The 25,611-nt window shown below is 53.3% G+C and carries 23 protein-coding genes and 1 tRNA gene; 8 read left to right on the top strand and 16 right to left on the bottom strand.

The annotated features are described in order from the left end of the window. Positions 1–93: 93 nt before the first annotated feature. Together MCP_RS01410 and MCP_RS01405 are read left to right on the top strand one after the other, a co-directional pair. On the top strand, positions 94–1,089 hold the full coding sequence (locus MCP_RS01410; protein ID WP_012899025.1) for a sugar phosphate nucleotidyltransferase: 996 nt from the start codon (positions 94–96) through the stop codon (positions 1,087–1,089). A gap of 1 nt (position 1,090) precedes the next feature. Then, positions 1,091–1,786 carry a nucleotidyltransferase family protein gene (locus MCP_RS01405; RefSeq protein ID WP_012899024.1) on the top strand — a complete coding sequence of 232 codons (696 nt, stop codon included), beginning with the start codon at positions 1,091–1,093 and terminating at the stop codon, positions 1,784–1,786. Between the two features lie 416 nt (positions 1,787–2,202). Here MCP_RS01405 and MCP_RS01400 read toward each other — a convergent pair whose 3' ends face one another. Beyond that, positions 2,203–3,159, bottom strand: a complete 957-nt coding sequence (locus MCP_RS01400; RefSeq protein WP_012899023.1) for a DMT family transporter — start codon at positions 3,157–3,159, stop codon at positions 2,203–2,205. 84 nt (positions 3,160–3,243) lie between these two features. Here MCP_RS01400 and MCP_RS01395 point away from each other — a divergent pair, with 84 nt between their 5' ends. After that, on the top strand, positions 3,244–4,050 hold the full coding sequence (locus tag MCP_RS01395; RefSeq protein WP_012899022.1) for an NAD+ synthase: 807 nt from the start codon (positions 3,244–3,246) through the stop codon (positions 4,048–4,050). Positions 4,051–4,633: 583 nt separating this feature from the next. Here MCP_RS01395 and MCP_RS01390 read toward each other — a convergent pair. Beyond that, positions 4,634–5,692 (bottom strand): sodium:calcium antiporter, encoded by a 1,059-nt coding sequence (locus MCP_RS01390; RefSeq protein ID WP_012899021.1) that lies wholly within the window; start codon positions 5,690–5,692, stop codon positions 4,634–4,636. A gap of 64 nt (positions 5,693–5,756) precedes the next feature. On the opposite strand from MCP_RS01390, the gene MCP_RS01385 reads away from it, so the two are divergent. After that, entirely contained in the window at positions 5,757–6,101 is a 345-nt protein-coding gene (locus MCP_RS01385) for a DUF192 domain-containing protein (RefSeq protein ID WP_012899020.1), read from the top strand. Positions 6,102–6,606: 505 nt separating this feature from the next. On the opposite strand, the gene mtxX is transcribed toward MCP_RS01385, so the two are convergent. The 12 genes from mtxX to MCP_RS01325 form a co-directional block, all read right to left on the bottom strand. After that, complete coding sequence (gene mtxX, locus MCP_RS01380) at positions 6,607–7,410, bottom strand: methanogenesis marker protein Mmp4/MtxX (protein ID WP_128860114.1); 804 nt, start codon at positions 7,408–7,410, stop codon at positions 6,607–6,609. Between the two features lie 23 nt (positions 7,411–7,433). Next, on the bottom strand, positions 7,434–8,414 hold the full coding sequence (locus tag MCP_RS01375) for a tRNA(Ile2) 2-agmatinylcytidine synthetase (RefSeq protein ID WP_128859884.1): 981 nt from the start codon (positions 8,412–8,414) through the stop codon (positions 7,434–7,436). Positions 8,415–8,551: 137 nt separating this feature from the next. Further along, the gene (locus tag MCP_RS01370; RefSeq protein ID WP_012899017.1) at positions 8,552–10,078 is read right to left on the bottom strand and encodes a DUF7289 family protein; all 1,527 of its coding nucleotides are present in this window, start codon (positions 10,076–10,078) and stop codon (positions 8,552–8,554) included. Between the two features lie 9 nt (positions 10,079–10,087). Continuing rightward, positions 10,088–10,882 carry a DUF7289 family protein gene (locus MCP_RS01365; RefSeq protein ID WP_012899016.1) on the bottom strand — a complete coding sequence of 265 codons (795 nt, stop codon included), beginning with the start codon at positions 10,880–10,882 and terminating at the stop codon, positions 10,088–10,090. Then, positions 10,879–11,418, bottom strand: coding sequence for a hypothetical protein (locus MCP_RS01360; RefSeq protein ID WP_012899015.1), 540 nt, complete (start codon positions 11,416–11,418; stop codon positions 10,879–10,881). Before MCP_RS01360 ends, MCP_RS01365 begins: the two co-directional genes overlap by 4 nt. A gap of 14 nt (positions 11,419–11,432) precedes the next feature. Further along, positions 11,433–12,668 carry an Ig-like domain-containing protein gene (locus tag MCP_RS01355; protein ID WP_012899014.1) on the bottom strand — a complete coding sequence of 412 codons (1,236 nt, stop codon included), beginning with the start codon at positions 12,666–12,668 and terminating at the stop codon, positions 11,433–11,435. 1 nt (position 12,669) lies between these two features. Beyond that, positions 12,670–13,290 (bottom strand): DUF7288 family protein, encoded by a 621-nt coding sequence (locus MCP_RS01350; RefSeq protein ID WP_231845129.1) that lies wholly within the window; start codon positions 13,288–13,290, stop codon positions 12,670–12,672. Continuing rightward, positions 13,272–13,649, bottom strand: a complete 378-nt coding sequence (locus MCP_RS01345) for a hypothetical protein (RefSeq protein ID WP_128859883.1) — start codon at positions 13,647–13,649, stop codon at positions 13,272–13,274. The genes MCP_RS01350 and MCP_RS01345 overlap by 19 nt, the downstream gene beginning before the upstream one ends. A 319-nt stretch (positions 13,650–13,968) precedes the next feature. Beyond that, complete coding sequence (locus MCP_RS01340) at positions 13,969–15,057, bottom strand: OBG GTPase family GTP-binding protein (RefSeq protein WP_012899011.1); 1,089 nt, start codon at positions 15,055–15,057, stop codon at positions 13,969–13,971. A gap of 44 nt (positions 15,058–15,101) precedes the next feature. After that, a tRNA-His gene (locus tag MCP_RS01335) sits at positions 15,102–15,174 on the bottom strand. Between the two features lie 65 nt (positions 15,175–15,239). Further along, a complete protein-coding gene (locus MCP_RS01330) occupies positions 15,240–15,920 on the bottom strand; it encodes a phosphoglycerol geranylgeranyltransferase (RefSeq protein WP_012899010.1) in 681 nt (226 codons plus the stop codon). A gap of 124 nt (positions 15,921–16,044) precedes the next feature. Beyond that, positions 16,045–16,836 (bottom strand): TrmB family transcriptional regulator, encoded by a 792-nt coding sequence (locus MCP_RS01325; RefSeq protein WP_012899009.1) that lies wholly within the window; start codon positions 16,834–16,836, stop codon positions 16,045–16,047. A 113-nt stretch (positions 16,837–16,949) separates the two neighbouring features. Here MCP_RS01325 and MCP_RS01320 point away from each other — a divergent pair, with 113 nt between their 5' ends. From MCP_RS01320 to MCP_RS01310, 3 genes are all read left to right on the top strand, one after another. Then, positions 16,950–17,708, top strand: a complete 759-nt coding sequence (locus tag MCP_RS01320) for an ABC transporter ATP-binding protein (protein ID WP_128859882.1) — start codon at positions 16,950–16,952, stop codon at positions 17,706–17,708. Then, positions 17,705–19,216 carry an ABC transporter permease gene (locus tag MCP_RS01315; RefSeq protein ID WP_012899007.1) on the top strand — a complete coding sequence of 504 codons (1,512 nt, stop codon included), beginning with the start codon at positions 17,705–17,707 and terminating at the stop codon, positions 19,214–19,216. Before MCP_RS01320 ends, MCP_RS01315 begins: the two co-directional genes overlap by 4 nt. Before the next feature lie 89 nt (positions 19,217–19,305). Next, positions 19,306–21,966 carry a phosphoenolpyruvate synthase gene (locus MCP_RS01310; protein ID WP_012899006.1) on the top strand — a complete coding sequence of 887 codons (2,661 nt, stop codon included), beginning with the start codon at positions 19,306–19,308 and terminating at the stop codon, positions 21,964–21,966. 46 nt (positions 21,967–22,012) lie between these two features. Here the strand turns inward: MCP_RS01310 and MCP_RS01305 are convergent, their stop codons facing one another. Both MCP_RS01305 and MCP_RS01300 read right to left on the bottom strand, forming a co-directional pair. Beyond that, positions 22,013–23,242 carry a proteasome-activating nucleotidase gene (locus MCP_RS01305; protein ID WP_128566956.1) on the bottom strand — a complete coding sequence of 410 codons (1,230 nt, stop codon included), beginning with the start codon at positions 23,240–23,242 and terminating at the stop codon, positions 22,013–22,015. 63 nt (positions 23,243–23,305) lie between these two features. Then, on the bottom strand, positions 23,306–23,968 hold the full coding sequence (locus MCP_RS01300) for a hypothetical protein (RefSeq protein ID WP_012899004.1): 663 nt from the start codon (positions 23,966–23,968) through the stop codon (positions 23,306–23,308). A 129-nt stretch (positions 23,969–24,097) separates the two neighbouring features. Here MCP_RS01300 and MCP_RS01295 point away from each other — a divergent pair, with 129 nt between their 5' ends. After that, positions 24,098–25,531, top strand: a complete 1,434-nt coding sequence (locus MCP_RS01295; protein WP_012899003.1) for an aminoacyl--tRNA ligase-related protein — start codon at positions 24,098–24,100, stop codon at positions 25,529–25,531. Positions 25,532–25,611 lie beyond the last annotated feature (80 nt).

The raw sequence follows: 25,611 nt of genomic DNA, 5'->3' as shown, positions 1-25,611 counted from the left end.
CGGTCTGGAAGGCCAAAAAAGTTTTTAAATAAGGGGAGCGAGCTAGATAGGAGAGAGTTCAATGTATCACGGGTTATTCATCGGGTGGTTTTCATGATCGGCATGATACTCTGCGGCGGCTCCGGCAAGAAGCTAAAGCCTTACACGGACAATACTCCTGCGCCGCTCGTCGAGATCAAGGACGACGTCACTATACTGGATAAGCAGCTATTCGATTTTGCGTCGGCCGGCATCGATGAGGCCATACTCCTCACGGGCTACAAGAGCGATATGATCGAGTCCCGGTACGGCGATAAGTTCAAGGGCGTCAAAATTTCCTATCATGTAGAGGATAAGCCGCTGGGAACGCTGAACGCGCTCAAGGCCGGCATGCAACTCGCAAAAGGCGAGGACGTCGTCGTGAGGAACGGCGACGTTGTCACCGACGCCAACCTTAAGAAGATGATGCTCAAGCACAAGAATAACCCCTACCCCGTCACCATGTTCGTGACCCGCATGCGCAGCCCCTACGGTATTGTAGATCTAGGCGACGACAAGGTGCGGTCGTTCAAGGAGAAGCCGGTGCTGGAGTACTACATCAACGGCGGCATCTACTGCATTAACCACGACGTCCCGGTCTCAGGCTTCGAGGGCAAGACCCTCGAGCACGCCCTTTTCCCGCGGCTGGCCGAGGCGAGCAGCCTCGGGTATTACCGGGAGGACGGCGTGTTCTGGGCGACCGTGGACACGGTCAGAGAGCTGGAAGAGGTCAGGAAGGAGTACAGGAACAAGACCGACAAGCCCTGGGGATACGAGAAAGTGCTGATAAGCACGGACAAATATCTTACGAAGGAGCTGTACATCAGGGCCGGGTACCAGACCTCGTTCCATAAGCACCCCCGGAAGGACGAGACCATGTACATCATCGAGGGCGTGGGCTACATCGAGTTCGAGGACCACAAGGAGCACTTCGGGAAGAACGACACGGTCCGCATCGAGCCGAACGTGCCCCACACGATCGTTGCCACCGAGAACACGGTACTGCACGAGGTTTCCACCCCGTTCCTCGAGGACACGGTCCGCATCAAGGACTACTATAACGTGAGATAACATGAAGGCGTTCATACTGTGCGGCGGCCGCGGAGAGCGGCTTAAGCCCCTTACCGATAATTTGCCAAAGCCCATGGTGAAGGTGGGCGGCAAGCCCATCCTGGAGCACCAGCTGGAATTACTGAGCAAACACGGCATCGACGAGGCCGTCCTGCTCGTGGGCTGGTGCGGTGACCAGGTCGAGAAGTACTTCGGCGACGGCCGCAAGATCAACATGCACATCGAGTACTCCTACGAGGACCCGAATAACCGGCTCGGCACTGCGGGCCCGATAAAGGCCGCTAAGGATAAGATCGACGGGACGTTCATCGTCATGAACGGCGACATCGTGTCCAATACGAACATCTCCGGCATCGTCTCATTCCACGTGGGCATGGAGTGCTGGGGCACTATCAACATGATCAACATGACATCGCCCTACGGCATCATCGACCTCGACGGGAATAAGATCAAGCAGTTCCGGGAGAAGCCCGTCCTGCCCTTTAAGATGAACGCCGGGCTCTACGTGCTTGAGCCCGATGTCGTTGACTTTATGCCCGACGTGGGCTCCATCGAGACGGACGTGTTCCCGAAGATCGCTGCGCTGGGTAAGCTCTGCGGGTACGATTCCACGGGCATCTACTGGAGCGACGTGGGCACGCATAAGGACCTTGAGAAGGCTAACAAGGATATCCTTGCGGGCAAACTCAAAATCTAATTTGTTACTCTTTTAATTGGGGCATTTTCTAATATTTAGCTCATTTTGAGGCACTAAGCCTACGAAGGCACTATTCTCACCACAATGGCACGGAGCGCACCGAGTTTCACAAAGACCTTTTTAAATGTGAGCCACTAAGGTCACAGAGCATGCTTTTTGGGTCAAGAGGCACAAAGGGGACAATGGCACGATGGCAAAAAGTTCTCTTGTTCATTCATTGTGCCATTGTATCCTTTGTGCCCTATCGCCAATGAACCGGTCTTTGTGACCTCTGTCCCTCCATCTAAAAAAGTCTTTGTGAGCCTTCGTGAACTCCGTGCCATTGTGGTGAGAATAGTGCCTTCGTAGGCTTAGTGACTTAAAATCGAACAGTTATGCTACGATATAAAAATAGAAATAATTTACAATTACGCTGCTCATCTACTGTGCTCGTGGCCATGCTCATGGCCATCATGGGCATGTACGTGCTCGTGAGTGATGGTCCCGTGGACGTGGATGTGCGTGTGGGCGTGCTCCTCGCCGAATAACAATAAAGCGCCAAATACCATGAGGGGCAGCGCGATGAGGAACGTGACGCCCGGCACAGATCGGAATATGATGAACGATATGATGACGCCGGCGAACGGGGCGGTGCCCATCCAGGCGCTCGTGCGGGCGGCCCCGATGTGCCGCATGGCCAGGATAAATAAGGCAATGCTAAGGCCGTAGCTCAGGCTTCCCAGGAGCATCGCGGCCAATGCTACAGGTAACGCCGGAAGGCGGGCCCCCAGAACGAGAGCCAGCAAGAGAGAGAAAGTGCCCGCGACGAGGCCCTTCACGATGCCGATGGAAAGGGCGTCCTTCGAGGAGATGTTCCTCGTCAGGTTATTGTCCAGGCCCCAGAGCACACAGGCCAGGATAATGGCAAGCACTCCGAACGATAGCCCGAACTGCCCGTTGCCGAAGGAGAGCACGGCGCTGGCTGCGGTGATGAGGCCGACAGCAAGCCAGATGCGCCTCCCGATATACTCCTGGAAGAGAAAGGCAGCAAGCACCGTCGTGGCCACGCACTCGAAGTTCAGCAGGAGCGATGCCGTCGCGGCGGGAGCATTTTGCAGCCCGATCATCAGCGCGATCGGTGCCGCCACTCCGCCGGCCAGCACCGCCCCGGCCAGCCAGGGCACATCATTACGGCCCAGAGGCAATCCTCCGGGAGCACCCGAAACATGAAGTAAAAATTTAAAGACCAGAAGGCCCATGCCGCATCCCAGGTAAAGCAGGCCGGCCAGAAGGACGGGATCGACCTCGCCAAGAAGCACCTTGGAAAGTGGCGCGCTGGCCCCGAAAAGCACGGCGCCCAGGACTGCCAGCAACTCGGGGTAAGGGCGGGCCATATATTACACCAAGAACATAAAGGCTGCTTTTATTAAAAATGTTAATAACAATCTTTTAAGCCCCGCAGAGCATAATATGGGGTGATGAAGGGCCTTTTACTCTCAAAGGACGAGCTGGTGAAGTGCGAGAACGCGATCGAGGAGTCCATCGTCAGGGCCGTCGAGACGAGCAAGATGAACGGCGCCATCCTGGCGCTGAGCGGCGGCATCGACTCGGCCCTGGTAGCGGTGCTGGCGTCCAGGGTAGTGGACGTTTTTGGACTGCTGCTGCCTGACAGGGCGACCAGCGATCCCGGGGACATGGAGGACGCCAGAGACCTGGCGAAGAGCCTCGGCATGGACTACGAGCTCATCGAGATCGGCGGGATCGTGGAGGCCGTGTACTCGGCCCGGCCTAACCTTGGCCCGAAAGAATGCCGGCTGGCATACGCGAACGTGAAGCCCCGGGTGCGCATGATCATGAACTACTTCGCCTCGAACCTGGACGGCCGTATCGTGCTGGGCACGGGCAACAAGACCGAGCTTCTCATGGGCTACTTCACGAAGTACGGGGACGGCGGCGTCGACCTGCTCCCCATCGCAGGCCTCTATAAGACCAGGGTGCGCCAGATGGCGAAGCACGTCGGAGTGCCCGAAGCCATCATTAAAAAGCCCCCGTCGGCCGGGCTATGGAAGGGCCAGACGGACGAAGGGGAGATGGGCATCTCATACGAGGCGCTGGATAAAATATTGTATGGCGTCTACGACCTGGGGCTCTCCTACGGCGAAATCCAAAAAGAGACGGGCGTCGACGAGGCCACCTTCACCCGCATCATGGAGCGGGTCCGGGACAACGAGCATAAGCGCAATATGCCCCCGATAACGGACATCACAGCCGTCATAGGGCCTTAAAATATTTCACCTTGGTTGCCCGGTCTGTGTTTCCTGTCGGCGCTGATTTGTTCGGTCGGTATCACGAACATCACCAAAGGAATTAAACCACGAATTTTTCTTTTAGATTTTTCTCACTAAACCTCGAATGCTCTAGCTCACCGTCAATGCCCGAACTCTCGAATACTCAGGGCAGTGCTCTAAGCCTCTAACGCGCTAACCCGAAAAGAAGGCTCTAAGTCTCTAAATCACGTTCGAAACGCTAAACGGTGGAGCACGAACACTCTAAGAGCCCGGTCGTTCCCCGTAGTTAGGGGTTTTAGTGTCGTTGGCGGTTTAGCCGAGCCTTGGAGGGTTAGTGCTATGTCGTTTAGCGTTTCGAACGTGCGTTCGAGCTTTCGAGCATTCTTTTTGGGTTTGAGGCTTCGGGCGTTCGTGCAATGCCCCGAGTATTAGGGAGTTCGTGCGTTGACGGTGAGTTCGAGGCTTAGGGGTTTAGTGAGTAAAATCTAAAAGAAAAATTCGTGGTTTAATTCCTTTGGAGAGGTTCGAGATACCGACCAAACTAATTTCGCCCCACTAGGAACACAGCAAAGAAATTTTTTTAAATGCTCAGCAGCACGGCGACGAAGAACAGCACGTAGAGCAGCCCGCCGATCATCAGGCCGGACATCTTCAGCTCCTTGTGGCTGGACTCGATGTACAATATGATGCCGGATAGGAGTGCGATGCCTATAGTCATAGCCTCAAGGAGCTCCACAGGGTTCGCGATGTTCAGGTGCCAGCTCGTCAGGAAGATGCCTATCGTAACGGGAATGCAGCTCTGGAAGACCATCGCGCCGGTGATGTTCCCGATGGCGTAGGTGTCCTTGCGCTCACGGATCCACAGCATGCTGTTGAACTTTTCCGGAAGCTCCGTTGCGATCGGGCTGATCACGAGCGACAGGATCAGGGGATTGATGCCGATGAACATGGCGATGGCGTTGATCTGGTTGACGAAGAGGTTGGCGCCCAGGATGATCGCGCCCAGCGCGGCGAGCACCTGGACGATGATGAGCGCCGTAGAGGGCTCCCGCGGGGCCGGGCAGTCCTTATCCGCTTTTCCCGGAATGCACCGCTTGATCACGCTGTCGAGATAGAGGGCTTTCATGTCATCGCCCCCGGTGGCCGCCTCGCCGGTCTTGAGCGTGTAGATCGTGTAAACGATGTAAAGGGGTATGAGCGTGAAGCCCAGTATGGTCTTGAATATGCCGAACTCCGGCGGAGTGAACGCGGCGACCGCCGCCAGGGCATAGGCGAGCAGGAAGAACTTGAGGTCGCGGCGTATGAGCTTGCCGTTAATATGCAGCGTGCGCGTATTCCGCCGCTTCGCGAAGATGAGCACCGACAGCCCGCAGATGAACAGCGCCAGCGTGGCCAGCATGAACGGGGCTCCGAGTATGGCGCCCACTCCGATCTCGTGGCCGGCATCGCCCCCGATCATCAGGATGGCGATCAGCGGCACCAGCGTTTCGGGAAGGGCCGTTCCCACGGCGGCGAGCACGCTGCCGACCGCGCCCTCCGACAGGTTGAACCGCCTGCCGGTCCATTCGACGCCGTTGGTGAAGAACTCGCACGCTATGAGTATGATGGCAAAGCTCAGCAAGAATACAATAAGGTCCATTTAGCCCACGACTTGAGTACCTAGTTCCAATATTCATATATAGTTTTTCATCATAGGCTCCTTGATGAGCCTTATTACCGGTGACGGCCGGGTCGTTTCTGCGGACGTGGAGCTTGCGGATTCGTTCCTGAGTCGGGCCGTGGGCCTCATGTTCCGCAGGAGCTTTAGCGGTGCCCTGGTGTTCGACATGGGCCGTGAGACGTACGACGGCATTCACATGCTTTTTGTCTTTTTTCCGATCGATGTTGTATTTTTGGATCCCGATAAGCAGATCGTGGATATGAAGTTGAACCTGAGGCCGTGGATAGGCACCGCATTTCCAAAAAGCCGCTTTCGTTATGCTATTGAGCTTCCTGCGGGTACGATCGAAAAGGCGCAGCTAATAATTGGCGATAAATTATCGTGGTAATAGTCTTACTCTTTTACCGCTTCTATTTAATACGACTCAAGTACTGCCTCCTAACAGGTGTAGTGCTCTTTTAGTTATACCAGTGTTCTTGTGGAGCGGGCGCCTCCGGTCGGTATCACGAAAACACGAATTTATTTTATATCCCACGTAAGGCTCGAAATGCACAAAGGTAGATGCTTTGGGGTTTAAAACACGAAACAACCTCTCTAAAATACGAACCTCTCGAAAGGATTGAAACACGAGAAAAAGCATAACCATTGGAGTTCATGCCATTCTTGTGTTTCTATCCTTTAGTGTTTTGGAGCCCTTAGGGAGGTTGTTTCGTGTTTTAAACGCCCGGCATGAACTTGGTGATTTCGGGCTTTACGTGGGATATAAAAAGTCTTTCGTGGTTTCGTGATACCAACCGAAGGGATCCAGCTCCACAGGCAATACGGCATAAGTAAAAGAACATATTGAGCGAACGGATAGTGTCAACTAATATAAAAATTGATATAAATGCGGATTACTTTTTCGATGCCATGGCGCCCGCCAGGCAAATAGCGTGCTCGTAGCCGCTCCCGGCCCTGGAAGTGTCCACGTAAACGATGTCTGTGCCCACCAGGGGGGCCCCATAGCCCTCGCCGCAGCCGACCAGGCATAGCGCGCGGAACATGAGGTTGCCGCAGACGCCGTCAGGCGCCAGGATGTACTCGTACTCATTGATGGCATCCTCGAAGAGTATGGAGGCATGCTTAGCGTCGATGCCCTTCGCCCTCAGGGCCGCGGCCACAGCCTCGGCGTCGTCCATGGTCTTATCCACGAGGGGAGAGCGGCCCCGGTCCTCCATCCTGCCGCCAGACAGCACGCCCACGCGGGGCTCGATGCCGAACTTCTTTATTAGAGTGGCACCGGCCTCCCCGAGCTCCGCCTTATCGGCGACGGTCCAGCCCTCGTCCACGCCGACGGGAGCGAAAAAGAAGAATCGCCCGGAGGGAGCCTTGAGCAGTGAGACACGAAGGATCTTCTGCAGGCCCATGATGCGCCTGAGCGACCGCAGCGTGGAGTTTGCGCCCAGAGAGCCACGGACAAGGCCATCCACTTTGCCGTCCTTTAAAAGTTGTATGAGCGCCTCATCGGGCTTATCAGAGACCACTACGTCCAGCGCCGTTTTTAATGGTCGTGAGCTTACGAGCGTGACTTTAGCGAACCCTCTTTCAGCCGCCTTCTCGGCAGCATCGACGGTCTTATCCGCATATTGAGGGCCGACGCCAACGGCGATGTTCGCGTAGTTGACCACGGCCCGGGCCGTGATGGTCTCCCAGAGCATCGCGCTCACTTCTTGATGAGGCCTCATCTCCGGATGAGGGGCAAAGCGCAGTCGTTATACAGCGCGGCAGCGTCCGTCCTCTCCTCGGACAGCGCCACGGCGGCGAGAGCGCCGATGCGGCCCTCGCGATTCGGGAAGAGGTCGATGAACTCGATGCCCGTGCCCTTCGCGTTCTCCTCGACCGTCTCAACGGTGACGAGGTGCTTCTTGACCTCCCAGCCGAAGGCGTTGAGCGCCGGGGAAATGCCGATGCCGCGGTACACGGCGATGCCCGTCTTACTCGAGCGGGTCTCCCTCTTCACGGTGGCGACCACGCTCTTGATGAGACTGTCGACGGCGTCCGGCCTCGCGGCGAATGTGATGGCCGAAGAGACGCAGTTGGTGGTCTTGTGGGGGGACTTAGGGAAAAGCTGTATGAGGCGTAAGTTCAGGGACTGCACGCCATCGATGGCCGCGGCCATCTTGCTGGCCTTGAGCGCCAGCACCCAGGTGGCGCCGCCCTCCTTGTTATCCGTATCGTCGATGCCGATGGTGACCTTCTCGTAGAGCGGAGTGACGAGCTCCACGCGGTTCGCCCTGGCGCCGCCGACCTTCATGTCCTCCTCTGTAGGATAGATGGCGTGAAGCACACCAGGCGCCTGCGTGAGGCACGCGGCAACGCCCAGCCCGGCACCGCCGCAGCCGGCCCATTTGGTGATAACTTTATCGCCATCCACTAGGACGGCTTCGAGGCCCTGGCCGCCGTACTCTACATCCGTGGGGCCGAACTTGATCGGGCTTTCGCCCAGCCGGGCCCTCATGACCATGGTCGTGCCCTCGACCTCACACCACTGGATGGCACCGCCGGCCCTGCAACGGTTCACGGCGTCCCACTCGATGGTGCCCTTCACGGCGCACGTCTCGATGATCTCGGCGACGTTCCTCGAGCTGTCCACCATGGTCAGGAAGCGCTGCGAGAACATCGGGCCGTACTTTTCTTTCACCTGCGTTGGGTTGAGCTTCATGATGATCACTTGTTGACGGAATTTTCGGTAAGTAATGTAGGAGCGATTGGTATAAATTAGTTTTGAAAGACTAATCGCTATTTTAAGTAATGTTAAAAAAGATAAGGCCCCATACGACAAGGGGCCATTAGAGGATTTTATGCTGATTTTCCACCTAACGATATTTTTAGCGTACCTTCAGTAATATAAAGATATTTTATATCTTGCTTTGACTTATATTTCAGTGTAAATTTAGAATCCTCTAAATCCTTCTTATTTGGGTGCGGGTTACCAGGGGAATAGTCGTGAGTACTATATACGACATATTGTGGGCCATTATACAAATTGCCGTTGTTCTGATCTTCATATGCCATAAGCCACATATAATGCTGTGATACATCATATAAAGTCCTCGTGTCTCCTATAGATACTTCCGCACCATTATCAAGACCAGCTGCTATACCTGGGTCAGGATTACTCGGGTCCGAGCCCCAAGTAATAGCTTTCGGGGAAGAATCAGCCCGATATGTCAATGTTTCATCATGACTTAACATATCGATATAAATTTCATTATCGACTTTCCTATGAAATGGTACTGTACCCTCGAATATTTCAATCTGGGAACCCTTTTGGTATTGTATTCGGATATCAGCTAAATCCTTGTTTTGGTTTCCAAGATGTCGACACATATAAATTAATAGCTGTGGATCAGGTGTCGTAACGCCCTGCGGTTTTACGCCATAGGTAAGCCAGAAGTCGTTACCTGGATTGACAGTAAATAAATCGAACATGAACTCATCTAGTGGTATATTTGTATCTGTCGTCTCCATATATGACGTAGTAAACCCATCGCTATACAAACCGGTTTGCAGAGGCCATCCACTAGAAAGCCTAATTATCACAGTCCTCGGATTACCAGGATCTATAGTAGCTTCAGCACCCTCTACACGTTCGTTAAAATAAGATTTCCATGCGTTAGCATAATCAGAAGTAATCTTGACCTCTATATAATGGCCTGTCGCTATAGGATTTGCCCAGCCTTTGTCAGCATTAGGGTATTTAATCGTCGATATGCCGGTGGATTCTGCATCAATCACAGCAATGCTATTACTATACCCTGCACTGCTATAACCATTCAGAGTGTTATCAGATCTTATGAGAGTAACTGGAAGCGTAAGCGTAATACCATTATAATTAAAATCTGGGGGGGATATCATGATAGAGCCACCTCCATTTGGATATAGCTCCCATACACCACCATCCTCGTAGCCAATCTCGACATCTTTACCTATGGATTTCAATGTGCCTAGGTTCTCGCTGTAGAGTTGAGTTGTAGAGATAATATTACCTGATAAATCTTCTTCAATATCAGTCACGGTAATCTTGCTACTAGTGTCATCCACTTTTACTGTGCCATCTGTCACCTTGAACGGGACTTCCTGGAATATCGACGTGCTAAACCGGGCCTTACTCAGCCGAGAATCAAGTACGGTAAATGCCTGCTCATTCTGGCTCATCTGGCCACTGTCCTTTGTGTCCTGTATCGAAGGCGATTCATAAATTAATATTACGCCTAGCGCTGCTATTAATATTCCGAGGATTATGATGTACCCGAATACTTCCGATACTGCTTCTTCACTGTCAAATATTCTCATATTACCGCTTCCGATGACATTATCCGTCATAGAGTATCTTCAATTCACTTTAACGTTGACATAGCTGGGTGTTATATATACGGTTATATCTGTAGGGTATGTTTTCGTAGCTATAAGTACGCCATTCGAATCAATAATTGCGCTATCAAACTGAAGCGACCCTTGGGAATCCTTAAAATAACGCTGTAATGCATCGTTGTAATCGCACTTAATATTAATTTGCACTGATTTTACATGTGTGTATATTTTTGCATTTTGATAGCTAACAGTACTAGATATTTTTGAGCTGTAAGGCGAGTTAAGAGTGATCCTTGTAAGGCCTTTACCACTAATTGACCCTATAGAATTCTGTATTGTAATTACGGGCACCACTAAGGCTGTTTTATAGTATATTGGGGGCTCTTTCAATACTATCGATGAGCTACCATCCTTTTTAAATACACCACCTAAATCATAAGCTATTCTCATATTACCCAGTTGATATTCAAGCGATGTCAATGGATAGGGGGTGTCAAAAGGGTTGATAACATTATTTGCAGAATCTTTGCAGATTACGCTAATTTCACCATCAATACGCGTGTATAGTGCACCGTTATCTAGCTTCAACTCGCTCGACTGTGCAGGCGATTGGTACATAGCGACCATATTACCATTTGTCGATAACAGGTAGAAGCCCTCTTCCATATTTTGCATATGAGCTTCGTTAATACTATTCACATATACAGGGTATCCTAGCATTATTACGAGTGATATTGCGAACGTAATTATGCACGCAATCAACACAAATCCAAGAGACTCGGATACAGCCTCATCTGAGTATATGATCTCTCTCATCCAATCCCTACCATAGTGATGAGTTTATTATCCTTATCGTATGATATCATATATTTACCAGGTTGGCTATTGAATTCAATTTCATTTATGCTTATTAGGTCATCTTGGGCCTTATTTGAAAAAGTCGTTTTAGATACTATATCAGAGTTTGACGTAGAAGCTACTGTGACAGTGTAAATATTACCGCTTATATGTTCAATTTTTACATTATACTGTTTGCCCTTTACTAGTTCCGGTAAGTCAAAATATATTTCTTGGTCAGGACGACCGGCATTCTGATCGTCTATGATGGCTTTCTCATCATCGTCCATATGCTGATTGAGATAAAGTTCGCTTGAGAAAGTTGAGAGCCGATTAGCTATATCATTGGATATTATTTCGAACTCTTCGTTAAGGACAATACGATCTGTACGGTTCTGGATATCATTCAGCAAGAGGACCATGGTTGAGAACATGATGATGGTAATCACCATCATCAAAAGATATTCTAGAATAATGTTTACTCCTTCATTATTCTTTGAAATGATTCTTGACATATGGGACCTCTATATTATGGCGGATTGGTAGGTGTTGGTGGCGGCATCAATTGCTTCTCTCTGGTTATAGTCACAGTCCATATTTTATCGTATGGCCGATTTGGAGTGCACTGTGTACAAGTTGCTTGGACTTCAAAAGTTAATTCCAGCCAATATGTACTAAGATCATTTTCATCATCCAATTGAATTTCGGTTACTATCACATCGTTATATGACGATTTATAATTCGTGTAGAACACTGGCGATGTCTTTATAATAATGTTATCTGAGACTCCAGCATCTATATCTGTCATTACTTTGCCGTTTAAGAAGCCGACGAACTTTACAGGCAATATAACAAAATATCTCCCTTTATTCTTATTTGGGTTATTATCAACCGGGATTATGATTGGATCATAGAAATCGATATTATGGCTATCACAGAGCGGGGGTGATACAGCTATCTGAACAGTGGAAGATTTTATTCCATCACAGGTCGCAGATATATACGCAGTTCCTGCATCTATTTTCTTATCAACATATGCTATTCTAACTTGGCCACTCGAATCAGTCGGAGGTGGCGGCGGAGGTGTACTAAGATCTAGATTCAAAAATGCATAATCTGCCGGTATCGTCTGACCTTTATCATCTTCCCTATCATCTAATTGGAATTGTACAGCTTTATTTGGAATTAAGTTACCACTAGCATCTTTTACTACGGCACGTAATATGACATAATCTTTGAGAACGTTTGCATCTGGGCTACTTACCATACTTACCTTAGATTGATATAGTTCCACTTTAGCGACATCACCATATGCAATAGGAGTCGGAGTTGGAGGTGTTTTACCATCATCTCCTGTATAGAGAACGTATGAGAGCTTTGCATCGTTACCATAAGTAGTCATAGTAGTCATGGTTTCAACAGAAATGCCGAGAGTTTGGCTCGGAGTAGGGTATTCTGTCGAAGTTATTTCAACATACCTCCCCTTTAAACTCATCAAATTATTGAGAGCTCTCTCATAATCATCAATATGTTTATCATAATCATAGTTAGAAGGATGAGTAATGTATATAGAATATGCATGAGATGCTTCTTTTGCTGTTGCCTCTTTGAGGGAAATATCGTCATAGCGTGATTGGTCCATAAATCCTGCATAAGCCATGTTACTCGAATAAATGATATTATTCAACATGAGAGTGATCGTAACTATTACTATCACTAGCATGAAAGCGTTGATAAGCATCATCTGTCCTGAGTCCTCACGCATTTTACATCACCCATAATGTGACTTTCACTTCGACGATATTGTAAAAATCTGTAGTTAGGCCAAAATTTGGTATCAGATCTCTATACAAGATATCTTCATCGTGTAATACCACAAAACGGGAAACCGTTACTGAGTTATCAGATGGGTTCCCATTCCAAATCATCTTTGTAATCTTAACATTGTTATTAATATCAGAATATCGAATTTCAACATTGTAAGCTATACCATAGTATGCCAACAGGTAGCTTAATTGGTCTCCTAGTGGAATATTAAGACTAGGATTCAATGGATTGGTCTGACTTTTATATTTATCAGCATTATTAGCCCATGTAAACCAATCACAATAATAATTATTAATCCAATCCGTTACACTTTTTTTCAACATTGACTGGGTGTCATGGTTCCCATCGTTCACCGAAGGCGTTTCATCAAGAGTAGTAAGTACATCCATGCCTATATTTTGTAATTCTAACTTGATATGCTGGTTAGTGAAAGATGACGTGAGAGGAGTTACAGAAGTTGCCTGTACTACAAGAACAATTACAGAAATCATGATTATAGCTGCTGTTATAGCTTCTACTGTAGAAATCTGACCATTGTCACCTAGTACGCCCATTGCCATATTCTCACCACAATTACAGCCTTCGTGTCTGTCCATCCATTATTTTCATCAGGGCTGCGAATTATAACAAATCGACGGCTTTGACCAACATTCTGATTACCTAAAGGATGTGTTGTATCAATTATTGAATCAGTAACATGAATTGTATTATCAACTTTTAATTGCTCAATATCAATCTCTATACAATACTTTTGATTATCAAGCCCTACTTCGCTATAAAGTAAAGTAGGAGGGTCCGTTTTATAAGTATTATCGAATTTATCAATGTCTATGATACTTGTTAATATTGTATCAGTCTCAACTACTCTATAAGCCAGCGTGTTCTCGACTAGCGTCGAAGCTACCCTGTCTGCAATCATGGTTAGCTCATCTGAGTTGGACTGGAACGGCGTAAACATTTGTGGTATGGACATCATCACGAACAAGAATGCTAATATGAATATAGTGATCCCTATAAGAAAGTCAATGCTCATTTGTGCATAATTGTCCTTATTAAACCGCATGCCTATACCCTTGCCGACCAAGCTATGAATAATTAATAATTAATCTCCTTTACCCTATAATAAGTTGTCGTTTAAGAAAAAATTTACACAAAAATGTATTAAATTTGTATTTCTTGTCGATTTCGGAATTTATAAGAAAAATCCCGGCTATCAGCCTTCCGGCGTATAACCTAGCCTATTTTTGTATGATGACCGTCAGCACGTCCCCGTCCTCGAGACCGTGGTCGACCCCCACGCGCTGCCCGGCGTGCTTGGCCGAGTCGCCCCAGACCCGGGCGTACCGGAACTTCCGCCGGAAGTCCTTGTGGAGCCGGTCGCATACGTCGCCCACTGTGCACCCCGCTCTCATGATGAGGGGCTCGTCCATGTCCGCGGGCTCGCCCTGCGGCTTCAGGTATATATTGATGAAACCGAGGCTGTCGTAGATCTCGTCGCGCAGCGCGTCCAGGCCGGACTCCATGTCGGCCGAGATTTTCAGGGCATCCTTCGGGAACGATTTCATATGCTCTTTATCCACGAGGTCTATCTTGTTGACGACGGTGATGCACGGTATATAGACTCGATTGCCCCGGACGACGTCGATGAGCTGGTCCGCGGTGATGTCCTCACGGATGTTCACGAGCGCATTATGCATCCTGTACTCGCCCAGAACTGTCTTGATGGTCTCATGGTCGATGCTCAGCTCGACGGTGGACGTGATGGTTATGCCGCCCTTTACGAGCTTCGTGATGGTCACATCAGGCGGCCGCTGGTTGATGCGGATGCCGGCGTCGTAGAGCTCATCTTCCAGAACTTTCATGTGCTGGTAATTGAACACGTCGATGATCAATACGATCAGATCACAGCCCCGGATGACCGAGATGACCTCCCGGCCTCTGCCGCGGCCGGATGAAGCGCCTTTGACCAGGCCGGGCAGGTCGAGCACCTGTATCCTGGCCTGCTTGTACTCCATGATACCCGGGATGACATCTAACGTTGTAAAATCATATGATCCGACTTCAGAGTGTGCATCCGTTAATTTGTTAATGAGCGTGGACTTTCCCACCGATGGGAATCCGACTAAAGTGACGGTAGCGTCCCCACTCTTCTTGACGCTATAGCCTTCCGCGCCGCCACCTCTGGACGCGATGGCCTTTTTAATGAGCTCATCCTTGAGGCGGGCCATCTTAGCCTTAAGCCTGCCCATGTGGTGCTCGGTGGCCTTATTTTTCTGGGTCTTGTCCATCTCTTCCTGGATGGCCCGTATTTCTTCTTCGAGTGTCATCTGTTACCTTTCGCTGCCGTGCAAAAACCTTTGTTAAAAGTTAGGGCCGGGACCGGGATTCGAACCCGGCTCAAAGGATCCACAGTCCCATAGGATTGCCAACTACCCTATCCCGGCTAGTGCATCTTCATAAGCAGTGTGCAGAAATATAAAGCTTATGGTTATCCGCAGGCCAAAAAGCGCTATTTGACTATGGTCTCTTTGAGCATCTCGACGCCGCCCTTCTTGTAGACTGCGTTGCCCACCACGATGGTGTTCGCGTACTTCGCCATCTGCTCGGCTTTTTCGCGGCAGTCGATGCCCCCGCCATAGTAGAGGACCGAGTTGTGCAACTTTTCTTTAACTGCCTTAACCAATTCCGGATTACCAAAGACGCCGCTGTACTCGACGTACACGATGGGGAAGTTGAAGAACCGGTCGGCGACCTCGGCATACGCGGCCGCGTCCTTAGGGCCCAGGCCCGTCTGCGCCCGGGTAACGAGGGCGACCGCGGAGAAGGGGTTGAGGACGATGTACGCCTCGGGTATGATCTTATCCCAGTAATCGATCTGAAAGTCGCGCACGAAGTCCTTGTGCGCGCCCACGAGCCACTTGGGGTTTTTCGTGTTGAAGACGGACGGTATGAACGCGAAGTCCAGGTCGCTCCTCATGCCGGGCGTGCCGGCGGGCTCGAGCACCTTGGGTATATTATACTGGGCGAGCATGTCCACGAGGCGGGCGACGTTCTCCTTCGTGATGTTCTGCGTGCCGGAGACCATGATGGCGTCCGTCCCGGAGTCCACTATCTCCGCCACCGCCTTCGGCGTAATGGGCTTGTCCGGGTCCAGCTTGGTCACGTGCCTCCACTTCTTCCAGTCGATCATGGTTTACCTTCTGATGGAATTGGTGTTAGGCACGTTGCATTATATAATTTGCCCTTTGCCCGAAAAAGAATCAACCTATGACGTGGCCGGATGAGGCCACTCCGTAGCTTCGCACTTCTATGATTCACGAGGTGCGGTCCCAGAGTATGTGGAACACCGTGTTCATCAGCGCCAGGACGAACTGGTTGCGTGACGTCATGCCCGACGGGATGGGGCCGGGTATCGGAGGGATGTACATGAACTCCTGGTTATCGGCGGCCACTAGCAGGAACTTATCGATCCTGTCGGGCGGCAGCGGGAATGCCTCGAAATATTTTAACAGCATATGCAGATCGGACAGGTCTATACTGAATGCATCGTGGACCTTCGCATTTTTTAGCCCATAAGACTCCACCGCGGCCTTTACGTCGCTCCCGAAGACGATGAGCTCAGCAGAAATGTCCTTTCCACGGAGCATGTCGAGATAATGGACGTGGTCCCGCGGAAGTATCATCACAAGGGAGTGCTTCGCCTTACCCAGCATCTCTTCCATCTTATGCTCAATGTTCTCCTCGCCGTACAGAGTCCAGAGCACGTCGGGATAGTCGCTCTCCACCCTGCTTTTCTCGATCTCCTCCAGTTCCTGCAGTGCCATGTCCTCGGCTTTCCTGTGGGCCTCCATCATGTGCTTTATCGCTATTTTCGGAGGCGTGGCCCGGTAGATGGCCGGCTTGGAATTAACTACCTGCACGAGGCCCTTATCGGTCAATGACCGTAAGCTCTGGTAGACGCTCGGCTTGGGAGCGTCTAAATATTCGTACACCTGCTTGACCTCGGCGCGGTCGAACATCACGAGCGCCGAATAGACCTTCGCCTCGTACTCGGTGAGGCCCAGCATCTTCAGCGACTCGACCAGGCCGTTTGAGATGGAGTTCATGGTAGTTCTAAATATTACTACTCCACACAACTTATTTATAGTTTAGCCTATTAGTATTTATAGTTTAGCCTATTAGTAGTAACTGGTAAAACTACCAGCCCTGAGGCAGAAAAATGTTGAGACAAGAAGCGGCCATGGAAAAGAGAACGGAAGAATACATCATCGATTGCTCGGCCCTGTCCATGCGTTTCGGCAAGATCACGGCGCTCGACAATGTCGACCTGAAGATCCCTTACGGCGAGAACTACGGCCTGCTCGGCCCCAATGGCGCCGGGAAGACCACGCTGATACGGATTCTCTGCGGGCTGCTGAAGCCCACGGGAGGGAGCGCCAGCGTCATGGGCCGGAGACAGCCCGACCGGCGGAATAACCTCTCCATCGGCTACATGACCCAGATGGACGCGCTCTACAGCGACCTCACGATACGGGAGAACGTCAGGTTCTTCGCCTCGCTCTATGGGCAGCAGGGCCACGAGCGGGAGAAGTGCATCGACGATATCCTGGATATCACGCGCCTGTCGGACCGCCAGAACAGCATCGTGAGCACTATATCGGGGGGCATGCGAAAGCGGGCCTCCATGGCCTGCGTGCTCGTCCATCGGCCGAAGCTGCTCTTCCTCGACGAGCCCACCGTGGGCGTGGATCCGCAGTTGAGGTGCGAACTCTGGAAGTACTTCCACTACTTGAACAATGAAGGCGTCACTCTCATCGTATCCACACACGTCATGGACGAGGCCGAGCACTGTAACCGGCTTGCATTTATTCGTGATGGCAGGAAGCTCATCGAGGGCTCGCCTGCCGAATTAAAAGAGTACACGAGCTGCGATAACCTGGAGGCCGCGTTCATGAAGTTTTCGGAGGGAGGCCAGTGAGCCCGCTGCGAATACTTTCGCTGGCAAGGCGCATCATCACCCAGTGCCTTCGTGATAAGCGTACTTTCGGTCTCATAATCATTGTTCCCTCCATCGTCATGGCCCTGCTGGGCTACTTCTATACGGCGAGTACCACGCAAGTCGTGACCATCGGCGTGGTGAACGAGGATCTGGGCCTGGGTAGTGTGATGCTCTCGCACGACGTGGTCGACAAGCTCAGGGAACAGGGCAACATCACCGTCGTCGAGCTGAGCCGTGCGGACGTTAACCAGTCGCTCAAGGACAAAAAGATCGACGGCGCCATCATCTTCGGCCCCGGGTTCACGGAGGACGTGCTGGTGGACCAGACCGTTTACGCCTCCATCGTCACGGAGGGCACCGACCAGGGCAAGTCGGCCTCCGTCAACATGAAGGCCCATAACGCGACCATAGCGGCGCTCACGTCCGCCATGCAGGGGGGCGCGGGGTTCAGCATGAACCTGAGCCTGCCGGCTATGCCCGCCGGTAACCTCACGAACACATCGCTCCGCATCGGCGTGCTTAACCAGGACGAGGGCCTGGACGGCATCATACTCTCTGACACGCTCATATACGAGCTGCTGGAACAGGGTAACCTGACCGTCGTCAGCCTTGAAGGGCCCGACGTGAACCAGTCCATCAAGGATAAAAAGCTCAACGCCGCTCTCGTGATAGGGCCGGACTTCACCCGGGACATATACGAGGAGCACGCGGTGAACCTGAGTGTCATGGCCATGGCGCCCGACCCCAGGAACATCTCGGCGTACCAGCAGGGGCTGTCGCTCCTGAGCTCGAAGCTGCAGAACGCCACCGTGGCAGCCCTGTCGAATGTTAAGAAGAACGACTTCACCGTGAACGTCGACTCATCGGTCATCTACGGCGACGGCTTCGCCATGCTCGACCTGTTCGCGCCTTACTTGCTGGGCGTCATTGCCTTCGCGTTCATCTTCATCTTTACGGGCGTTACGTTCCTGCGGGAGAGGTCGTTCGGCACCTTCGAGCGGTTATTGGTTTCGCCCATAACGCGTTCGGAGATCATCCTGGGCTACATGCTGGGATTCAGCGTTTTCGCCATAATTCAATCCATGATTATCCTGGCATTCGCCGTCTTCGTGCTCAACGTGAAGATCGTCGGGAACATTTACGACGTCGTTGCGCTGCAATTGCTGGTCACGCTGGTGAGCGTGAACCTGGGCATATTCTGCTCGTCGTTCGCGAAGAACGAGCTCCAGGCGGTCCAGTTCATACCGCTGCTTATCCTGCCCCAGATCTTCCTGGATGGCATGTTCTGGCCCATATCGACGCTTCCGAACTATCTGCAGGTCTTCTCGTACCTCATGCCGCTGACCTACGCCAACGATGCGCTGCAGAACATCATGGTGAGGGGCCTGGGGCTCGGGGACGTGTTGATCGATATCGTGGTCCTGCTCGCGTTCGCCGTGGTGATGGTGGCCCTGTCGGCGCTGAGCCTGAATAAGCGGCTCCAGTGAGCGGCGGCTCCCATGAGCCGCCAGCTTTTTTATGCCTGGACCACATATTGTCGAAGATAGCAGAAGCCGTCCGCGACAGGGCGATTCGAATGGAAAGATACGTGCTGTACTTTAGCGAGATCGATAAGGCATCCTTACCGGAGGTCGGTGGAAAAGGGTCTAGCCTGGGCGAGATGACGAAAGCGGGCTATCCGGTCCCCGGAGGATTTTGTATTACGACGGCTGCATACCGGAAATTCATACGCTCCTGCGAAGAGATGGATGAGCTGATCGATCTGCTCGAGGGCATACGGCATGATGATCTCGGGCGGATCCACGAGCTCGGGGAGAGCGTCAGGAAATGTCTGAGGTCGCATCAAATGCCCGACGATATCCGGGAAAGCATCCTGGAGGCGTGGAAGCTGACGGGCGAGGATAAAGCATACGCAGTACGCTCCAGCGCCACGGCGGAGGACTTGCCGACGGCGTCGTTCGCGGGGCAGCAGGAGACATACTTGAACGTCCGGGACGGGGAGCGGATGCTTCATGCGATCCGGGACTGTTGGGCTTCCCTGTTCACGGACCGCGCCATCTCGTACCGGGCGAGGAGCGGGTTCGGCCACGGCCGGGTCTATATTTCTGTCGTCGTCCAGGAGATGGTCTTTCCGGAAGTGTCGGGCATCCTGTTCACGGCGGACCCCATCACCGGCCGCCGCAGGACGGCCTCCATCGACGCAAGCTTCGGCCTGGGTGAGGCGCTCGTGTCCGGGGTAGTCACCGCCGACCATTACAAGGTACGCTCGGGCGTCATCGTGGAAAAGCGGATAGCGAAAAAGGCCGTCGCGATCTCACCCCTCCCCGAAGGAGGGACGGTCAAGAAAGACATTCCGCCCGAAAGGCAAGAAGCGCAGGCGCTGTCGGATGAAAAGATCGTCGAACTTGCCAGGCTCGGCGAGGGGATCGAGGCCCATTACGGCACGGAGCAGGACATCGAATGGTGCCTGGCCGACGGGAAGCTCTACGTTCTCCAGAGCCGGCCCATCACTACCCTGTTCCCCGTCCCCCGCATTGCGGGCGATGGCCTGCACGTGCTCATCTCGTTCGGGCACGTGCAGATGATGATGGACCCGATACGTCCCCTGGGCATTTCCGTCCTGAAGTCGTTCCTGAAGTTCGCTAAGCCTTCCCCCGAGAGCGATATCGTCGTCGAGGCCGGCGGGCGGCTGTTCATCGACCCGACGCCACTGCTTGTGCTCAGGCCCGCTCAGCATTTGGCGCCGCGGATACTGGCCGTCATGTTCGATGAGAGGATGGCGGCCTCGCTGAGAGAAGTGTTCGGCCGCAGCGACTTCCGGCGCGCTAAACGCATTAAGATCGGCACCCTGATAAAAGCGGCCCTCGCCGTTTTGCCGGGCATCGGCAAAGCGATCCTCATCGTGCTCTTCGCGGACCCGGCCAGGGGAAGGGATTACCTTGTCGCCTCTACGGGGCAATTATGGATTGCCCGGGAAAGGGAAATCTCGAGCGTATCGGGGCCCGTGCGGATCAGGCTGATACAGGATGGTCTGGAGAAGCTACTGCCAACTCTATTCCCGATGGTGTTCCCCTACCTGATCGCCGCCATCCCGTCATCCAGGATCATTCATGGCATGTTAAAAAGCCAGTATGGTGAAAAGCAGGGCGCTCACATGTTCAGCCGGCTGAACAGGTCGCTGCCCGGCAACGTCACCACCGATAGCGGCCTGGCGGTCGGCGACCTCGCCGATGTGGCCAGGAAGTATCCTGAGGTCGTCGATTACCTGCGTAGGGCCAAAGATGAGACGTTCTACGCCGGCCTGCTCGAAGTCGACGGCGGGGCCGAGTTCAAACGAGCTCTGGACCGTTTCATGGATCAGTATGGCGTGCGGAGCCCAGGGGAGATCGACATTACGAATCCCCGGTGGAAGGATTCTCCCGCGCTGCTTGTTCCCCCGATCCTGAGCCACATCAGAAGCGTCGGTCCCGGGGAGCACCGCGAGAGGTTCGAGCGCGGAGAGGAGGATGCCAACCTGGCCGCAGCTGAGATTCTTTCGGACATGGGGAAGGCCAGGCTAGGCTTTTTCAAGGCGAAAGCGATGTCCCGGCTCATCCACGTGTACAGGAACCTGATGGGCATGCGTGAATATCCCAAATACTTGATCATGCAGCAATTTTACGTGTTCAGGCAGGGCATTTTGGGCGAGGCAAGGAGCTTGGTCGAAGCGGGCATCCTGGCGCGAGAGAAGGACGTGTTCTACCTGTCGCTGGACGAGCTATTAGCGCTGGAAGAGGGCCATTTTTCGGGTAACGTAGGGGAGATCGTCGCATTGCGGGAAAAGCAACGAGAGCAATTCCAAAAGCTGACGCCGCCCCGGGTCATGACGAGCGAAGGGGAGGCCATTACGGGCAAGCGCCAGGCTACAGGAGAGCCCGAGGGTGCCATCATAGGCACGCCCGCTTCCGCAGGTGTCGTGGAGGGCATAGCCCGGATCGTCCTGAAGCCGGAGGATGCGAAACTCAGCCCGGGAGAGATCCTGGTCGCGCCGTATACGGACCCGGGGTGGACGCCGCTTTTTAATTCGGCGAAAGGCCTCGTCACGGAGGTCGGGGGCATGATGACGCACGGCTCGGTCATCGCCCGGGAATACGGCATACCCGCGGTCGTGGGAGCGGAGAATGCTACGAGCCTCATCAAGGACGGAGCCCGGATCCGGGTGAATGGGAACGAAGGGTTCGTGCAAATACTGGATTAACTTAGAATGAAAAAGGATATGGGGGCTTTGCAGCCCCGTTCTAATTTTAAGCGTACACCGTGTTGGGCGGCGCAACGGCCACTTCTTCCTTGTGGATGACCTTCTTGATCGCCTTGTCGAAGTCGTCGCCGCTGACCGACTTGCTCCGCCTGCGGATGGCGAACATGCCGGCCTCGGTCACGATCGACTTGATGTCGGCGCCGCTGACGTCCGTCATCTCTTTTAAGATTTTTGGCACGTCGACGTCGGCGTCCATGGTCATCTTCCGGGTGTGGATCTTGAAGATCGACTCGCGGCCCTTATCGTCGGGCAGGGGGATCTCGATTATCCGGTCGAACCGGCCGGGCCTCAGGATGGCGGGGTCCAGCATGTCGATGCGGTTCGTGGCCGCCATGATCCGGACGTTGCCCCTGTCGGTGAAGCCGTCCATCTCGGAGAGCAATTGCATCATTGTCCTGTTGACCTCGGCGCTGCCGGTGGTGCCGTCGTGCGTCCTGCGGCCTCCGACCGCGTCCAGCTCATCGATGAAGATGATGCTCGGCGCCTTGTCCCGGGCCATCTGGAATAGGTCCCTCACGAGCTGGGCTCCCTCGCCGATGAACTTGTGGACCAGCTCTGAGCCCGACATGCGGATGAACGTGGATTTCGAGGCATGTGCCACTGCCTTAGCCAGTAAGGTCTTACCGGTTCCCGGCGGGCCGTACAGCAGAACGCCCCGGGGCGCCTCTATGCCCACGCTGGCGAACAGCTCGGGCTCGGTGAGCGGCAGCTCGACGGTCTCGACGACCTCACGGATCTGGTCTTCCAGGCCTCCGATGTCCTCGTAGCTCACGCCGGGGGCCTCGATGACCTCCATGACGCGCGCACGGACATCGGCCGGCTTCTCCAGGATCTTAACGACGGCTAATGAATTGTTGACGGCCACGCGGGTGCCCAGCGTCAGCTTCCCCATGATCTCGTCCGAAGGCTTGGTGAGCACTTCCTGGTTATTGCCATGCTGTCTGAGTAAGACCATTCCGCCATCGACGATCTCGATGACGGTGGCGATGAATAAAGGAGTCCTCCTGAGGTGGGCGACCTCCTGCTGAAGCCGCTGGATCTCCTTTAGATTATTACTATTCATGATAGTGGATTCGAAGAGCCTCGATTTCAGCTCCTCGTACTGGAGCTTTAGCAGGTCAAGCTCTTCCTGAATGGATTGCTTCTCCTTTTCCAGGTCCCGGCTCTGGGCCATGGGCTCCGCGAAAGGTTCGGCTGGAGAATCTGTCTTCGTCATATATTTCACTTTTAACACTAGTGTCTTTTAAATCTTTTGTGGTTTCGGGCATTTTTTCCGCCGTTATAGCGGAATGTCCGTGCAGCAAATTGTTTTTTTGATCTGCGACTGCGCGATCCGCAAACAATTATAGGCGTTCGCGAGGCCGCTCTTGAGCGCTGAGGCGTCCCCCGACCTCCAGTAGCTATCCATCGCTGCCTTAACATCCGGGATGATGGCGTCCGGCTTCCGGGCCAGCCCGTAATAGCTCTCCACGTAGTCGAGCTCCGCGGAGGGCAGGTTCATGTTCTCCTTGACGTAGGCGCAGGTGTCGTGGCGTTTTAATTTATTCAGCGGCCGCCTGAGGGATACGTAGACCTCCGGGTGCTGGCTCTTCGCCCTGGCCAGGAGGTAGGGCACGTCGAAGCCCTCATCCGGCGAATCTAATGCCCCGTAGTGGGCGGCCAGCGTCCCCCCGTCGAACATGTCCAGGTAGGCCGCAAAGTCCCTTATGATGAGCTTCTCCTCCGGCAGCGTCGGGGCGCCCGCGATGAACAGCTTCGTGTAGGCCTTGCTGATCGAGCTCAGGCCGCCCGTGTGGGCCGCCGCGATGAGGCATACGGGCGCGTCGGGCCTGGGGTAGTCCTCCCTCGAGTACGCCATGACGTCGACGGCAACGAGCACGCTGCCCACGAAGTCTCCCGAAATGCGAAGAGGGTCGATCTCGAACTGGAGGGTCTGGCTCATGAAACGGAGGTACTCCTGCCGCTTAGAAATATATTTCGATGAAGCGGCTTGCAGCCGGCGACTGCCCGCCGGATAAATCTTTATAAGATATCCCGTTACTTAATATCATGAGCGGAGGCTTCATGCTTGATGAGTAAGGCAAAGAACAGGGAGGACGTCGTAAAGAGCATCAGCAGCAGACATTTTATCGTCACGCCCGACGGCGCGGAGATACCCCTGGACCTGACTAAGCCTGAGGACGTGCTTAACGTCCTGAAGGACATCGGCTGCAAGCCCCTCGAATCCTACGTGGTCTCGGAAGAGCTGAAGATGCCCCCGATGAAGGAGCCGCCCTCCATTAAGATCATGCAGGGCCACGAGCTCGTCGGATACGAGCCCTCGTCGGACTCGGGCAATTTTAGATTTTATCCGAAGGGTTATTTGATCTTTGAATTATTGAGAGACTGGGCCTACGATATCGCTATCAACCGGTTCAAGGCCATCCAGGTGGACTCGCCGCTGCTGTTCGACTGGGACGACCCCCAGATAAAAGAACAGGCGGGCACGTTCCACGAGAGGCACTACACGGTGAAGGCGCCCGACCACCCCGAGAAGGACTTCATCCTCCGGTTCGCGGGCGACTTCGGCCTCTTCAAGATCATGAAGGACGCCACCATCAGCTATCGTAACCTGCCACTCCGCATGTACGAGTTCAGCAAGAGCTTCCGATACGAGCGGGACGGAGAGCTGTCCGGCCTCAAGAGGCTAAGGGCGTTCCACATGCCGGATATCCACTGTTTCTGCCGGGACATCGACGAGGGATGGAACGAGTACCAGGAACTTTATCGCAATTACGCCGACCTGTGCGACGCCTCCGGCGTGGAGTACGCGGTCGTGTTCCGCATCGTCGATTCCTTTTACCTGCAGAACAAGTCCAGGATCGCCGACCTGGTGAAGTACTCCAACACGCCGGCCTTCGTGGAGGTGCTCAGCGACATGAAGCACTACTGGGCCGTCAAGAACGAGTTCCAGGGCGTCGACTCCACCCGGAGCTGCATCCAGCTGTCGACCGTGCAGCTGGACGTCAAGGACGCGGCCGTATACGGCATAGACTACACGGACAGCGACGGAAAGAAAAAAGGCTGTATTATTTGCCATTCGAGCATCGGCAGCATCGAGCGGTGGTACTACTCCATCCTCGAGGAGGCGCTGAAGCATGAGACGCCCACGCTGCCCGCCTGGCTCTCGCCCACCCAGGTGCGCATCATACCGGTGTCCGAGAAGCAGCTCAACTACTGTAAATATCTGGACATCGACGGCGTCCGCGTAGACGTGGACGACAGCGACGATACGTTGTCGAAGAAGATCGCCCGCGCGAGCATGGAGTGGGTGCCCTACGTGGCAGTGGTGGGCGACAAGGAGGTCGAGTCGGGCCTCTTCTCGGTGAGCATCCGCCAGAGCGGCAAGCGCGTCTCCATGACCAGGGACGAGCTGGCCCTCGAGGTGAAGAAGAAGTGCGCCGGCCGGCCCTACAGGCCGCTCCCGCTTCCAAAGCTGCTGAGCCAGCGCCCGGTGTTCCGCTGAAGTTGACGGTTGATAACATAAGGTTTATCTAAGGCCAGGGCGTCAACTCATTAGTAACGCAGTTCGTTACCGTAATTACA

The organism is Methanocella paludicola SANAE (assembly GCF_000011005.1).
Lineage (GTDB): Archaea > Halobacteriota > Methanocellia > Methanocellales > Methanocellaceae > Methanocella > Methanocella paludicola.
Note: the sequence above shows the minus strand (reverse complement) of the source record. Positions and strands in the feature narration are given on the sequence as shown.

Coding starts and splice junctions, on each gene's coding strand:
- MCP_RS01345 (WP_128859883.1), bottom strand. CDS start 13,649: ATGATTGCAGACAGGGTAGCTTCGACGCTAGTCGAGAACACGCTGGCT.
- MCP_RS01330 (WP_012899010.1), bottom strand. CDS start 15,920: ATGATCGACTGGAAGAAGTGGAGGCACGTGACCAAGCTGGACCCGGAC.
- MCP_RS01295 (WP_012899003.1), top strand. CDS start 24,098: ATGAGTAAGGCAAAGAACAGGGAGGACGTCGTAAAGAGCATCAGCAGC.
- MCP_RS01390 (WP_012899021.1), bottom strand. CDS start 5,692: ATGGACCTTATTGTATTCTTGCTGAGCTTTGCCATCATACTCATAGCG.
- MCP_RS01300 (WP_012899004.1), bottom strand. CDS start 23,968: ATGAGCCAGACCCTCCAGTTCGAGATCGACCCTCTTCGCATTTCGGGA.
- MCP_RS01395 (WP_012899022.1), top strand. CDS start 3,244: ATGAAGGGCCTTTTACTCTCAAAGGACGAGCTGGTGAAGTGCGAGAAC.
- MCP_RS01355 (WP_012899014.1), bottom strand. CDS start 12,668: ATGCGTGAGGACTCAGGACAGATGATGCTTATCAACGCTTTCATGCTA.
- MCP_RS01405 (WP_012899024.1), top strand. CDS start 1,091: ATGAAGGCGTTCATACTGTGCGGCGGCCGCGGAGAGCGGCTTAAGCCC.
- MCP_RS01370 (WP_012899017.1), bottom strand. CDS start 10,078: ATGACGGATAATGTCATCGGAAGCGGTAATATGAGAATATTTGACAGT.
- MCP_RS01410 (WP_012899025.1), top strand. CDS start 94: ATGATCGGCATGATACTCTGCGGCGGCTCCGGCAAGAAGCTAAAGCCT.
- MCP_RS01305 (WP_128566956.1), bottom strand. CDS start 23,242: ATGACGAAGACAGATTCTCCAGCCGAACCTTTCGCGGAGCCCATGGCC.
- MCP_RS01325 (WP_012899009.1), bottom strand. CDS start 16,836: ATGAACTCCATCTCAAACGGCCTGGTCGAGTCGCTGAAGATGCTGGGC.
- MCP_RS01310 (WP_012899006.1), top strand. CDS start 19,306: ATGGAAAGATACGTGCTGTACTTTAGCGAGATCGATAAGGCATCCTTA.
- MCP_RS01385 (WP_012899020.1), top strand. CDS start 5,757: ATGAGCCTTATTACCGGTGACGGCCGGGTCGTTTCTGCGGACGTGGAG.
- MCP_RS01320 (WP_128859882.1), top strand. CDS start 16,950: ATGTTGAGACAAGAAGCGGCCATGGAAAAGAGAACGGAAGAATACATC.
- MCP_RS01350 (WP_231845129.1), bottom strand. CDS start 13,290: ATGGCAATGGGCGTACTAGGTGACAATGGTCAGATTTCTACAGTAGAA.
- MCP_RS01375 (WP_128859884.1), bottom strand. CDS start 8,414: ATGAAGCTCAACCCAACGCAGGTGAAAGAAAAGTACGGCCCGATGTTC.
- MCP_RS01365 (WP_012899016.1), bottom strand. CDS start 10,882: ATGAGAGAGATCATATACTCAGATGAGGCTGTATCCGAGTCTCTTGGA.
- MCP_RS01360 (WP_012899015.1), bottom strand. CDS start 11,418: ATGTCAAGAATCATTTCAAAGAATAATGAAGGAGTAAACATTATTCTA.
- mtxX (WP_128860114.1), bottom strand. CDS start 7,410: ATGCTCTGGGAGACCATCACGGCCCGGGCCGTGGTCAACTACGCGAAC.
- MCP_RS01400 (WP_012899023.1), bottom strand. CDS start 3,159: ATGGCCCGCCCTTACCCCGAGTTGCTGGCAGTCCTGGGCGCCGTGCTT.
- MCP_RS01340 (WP_012899011.1), bottom strand. CDS start 15,057: ATGACACTCGAAGAAGAAATACGGGCCATCCAGGAAGAGATGGACAAG.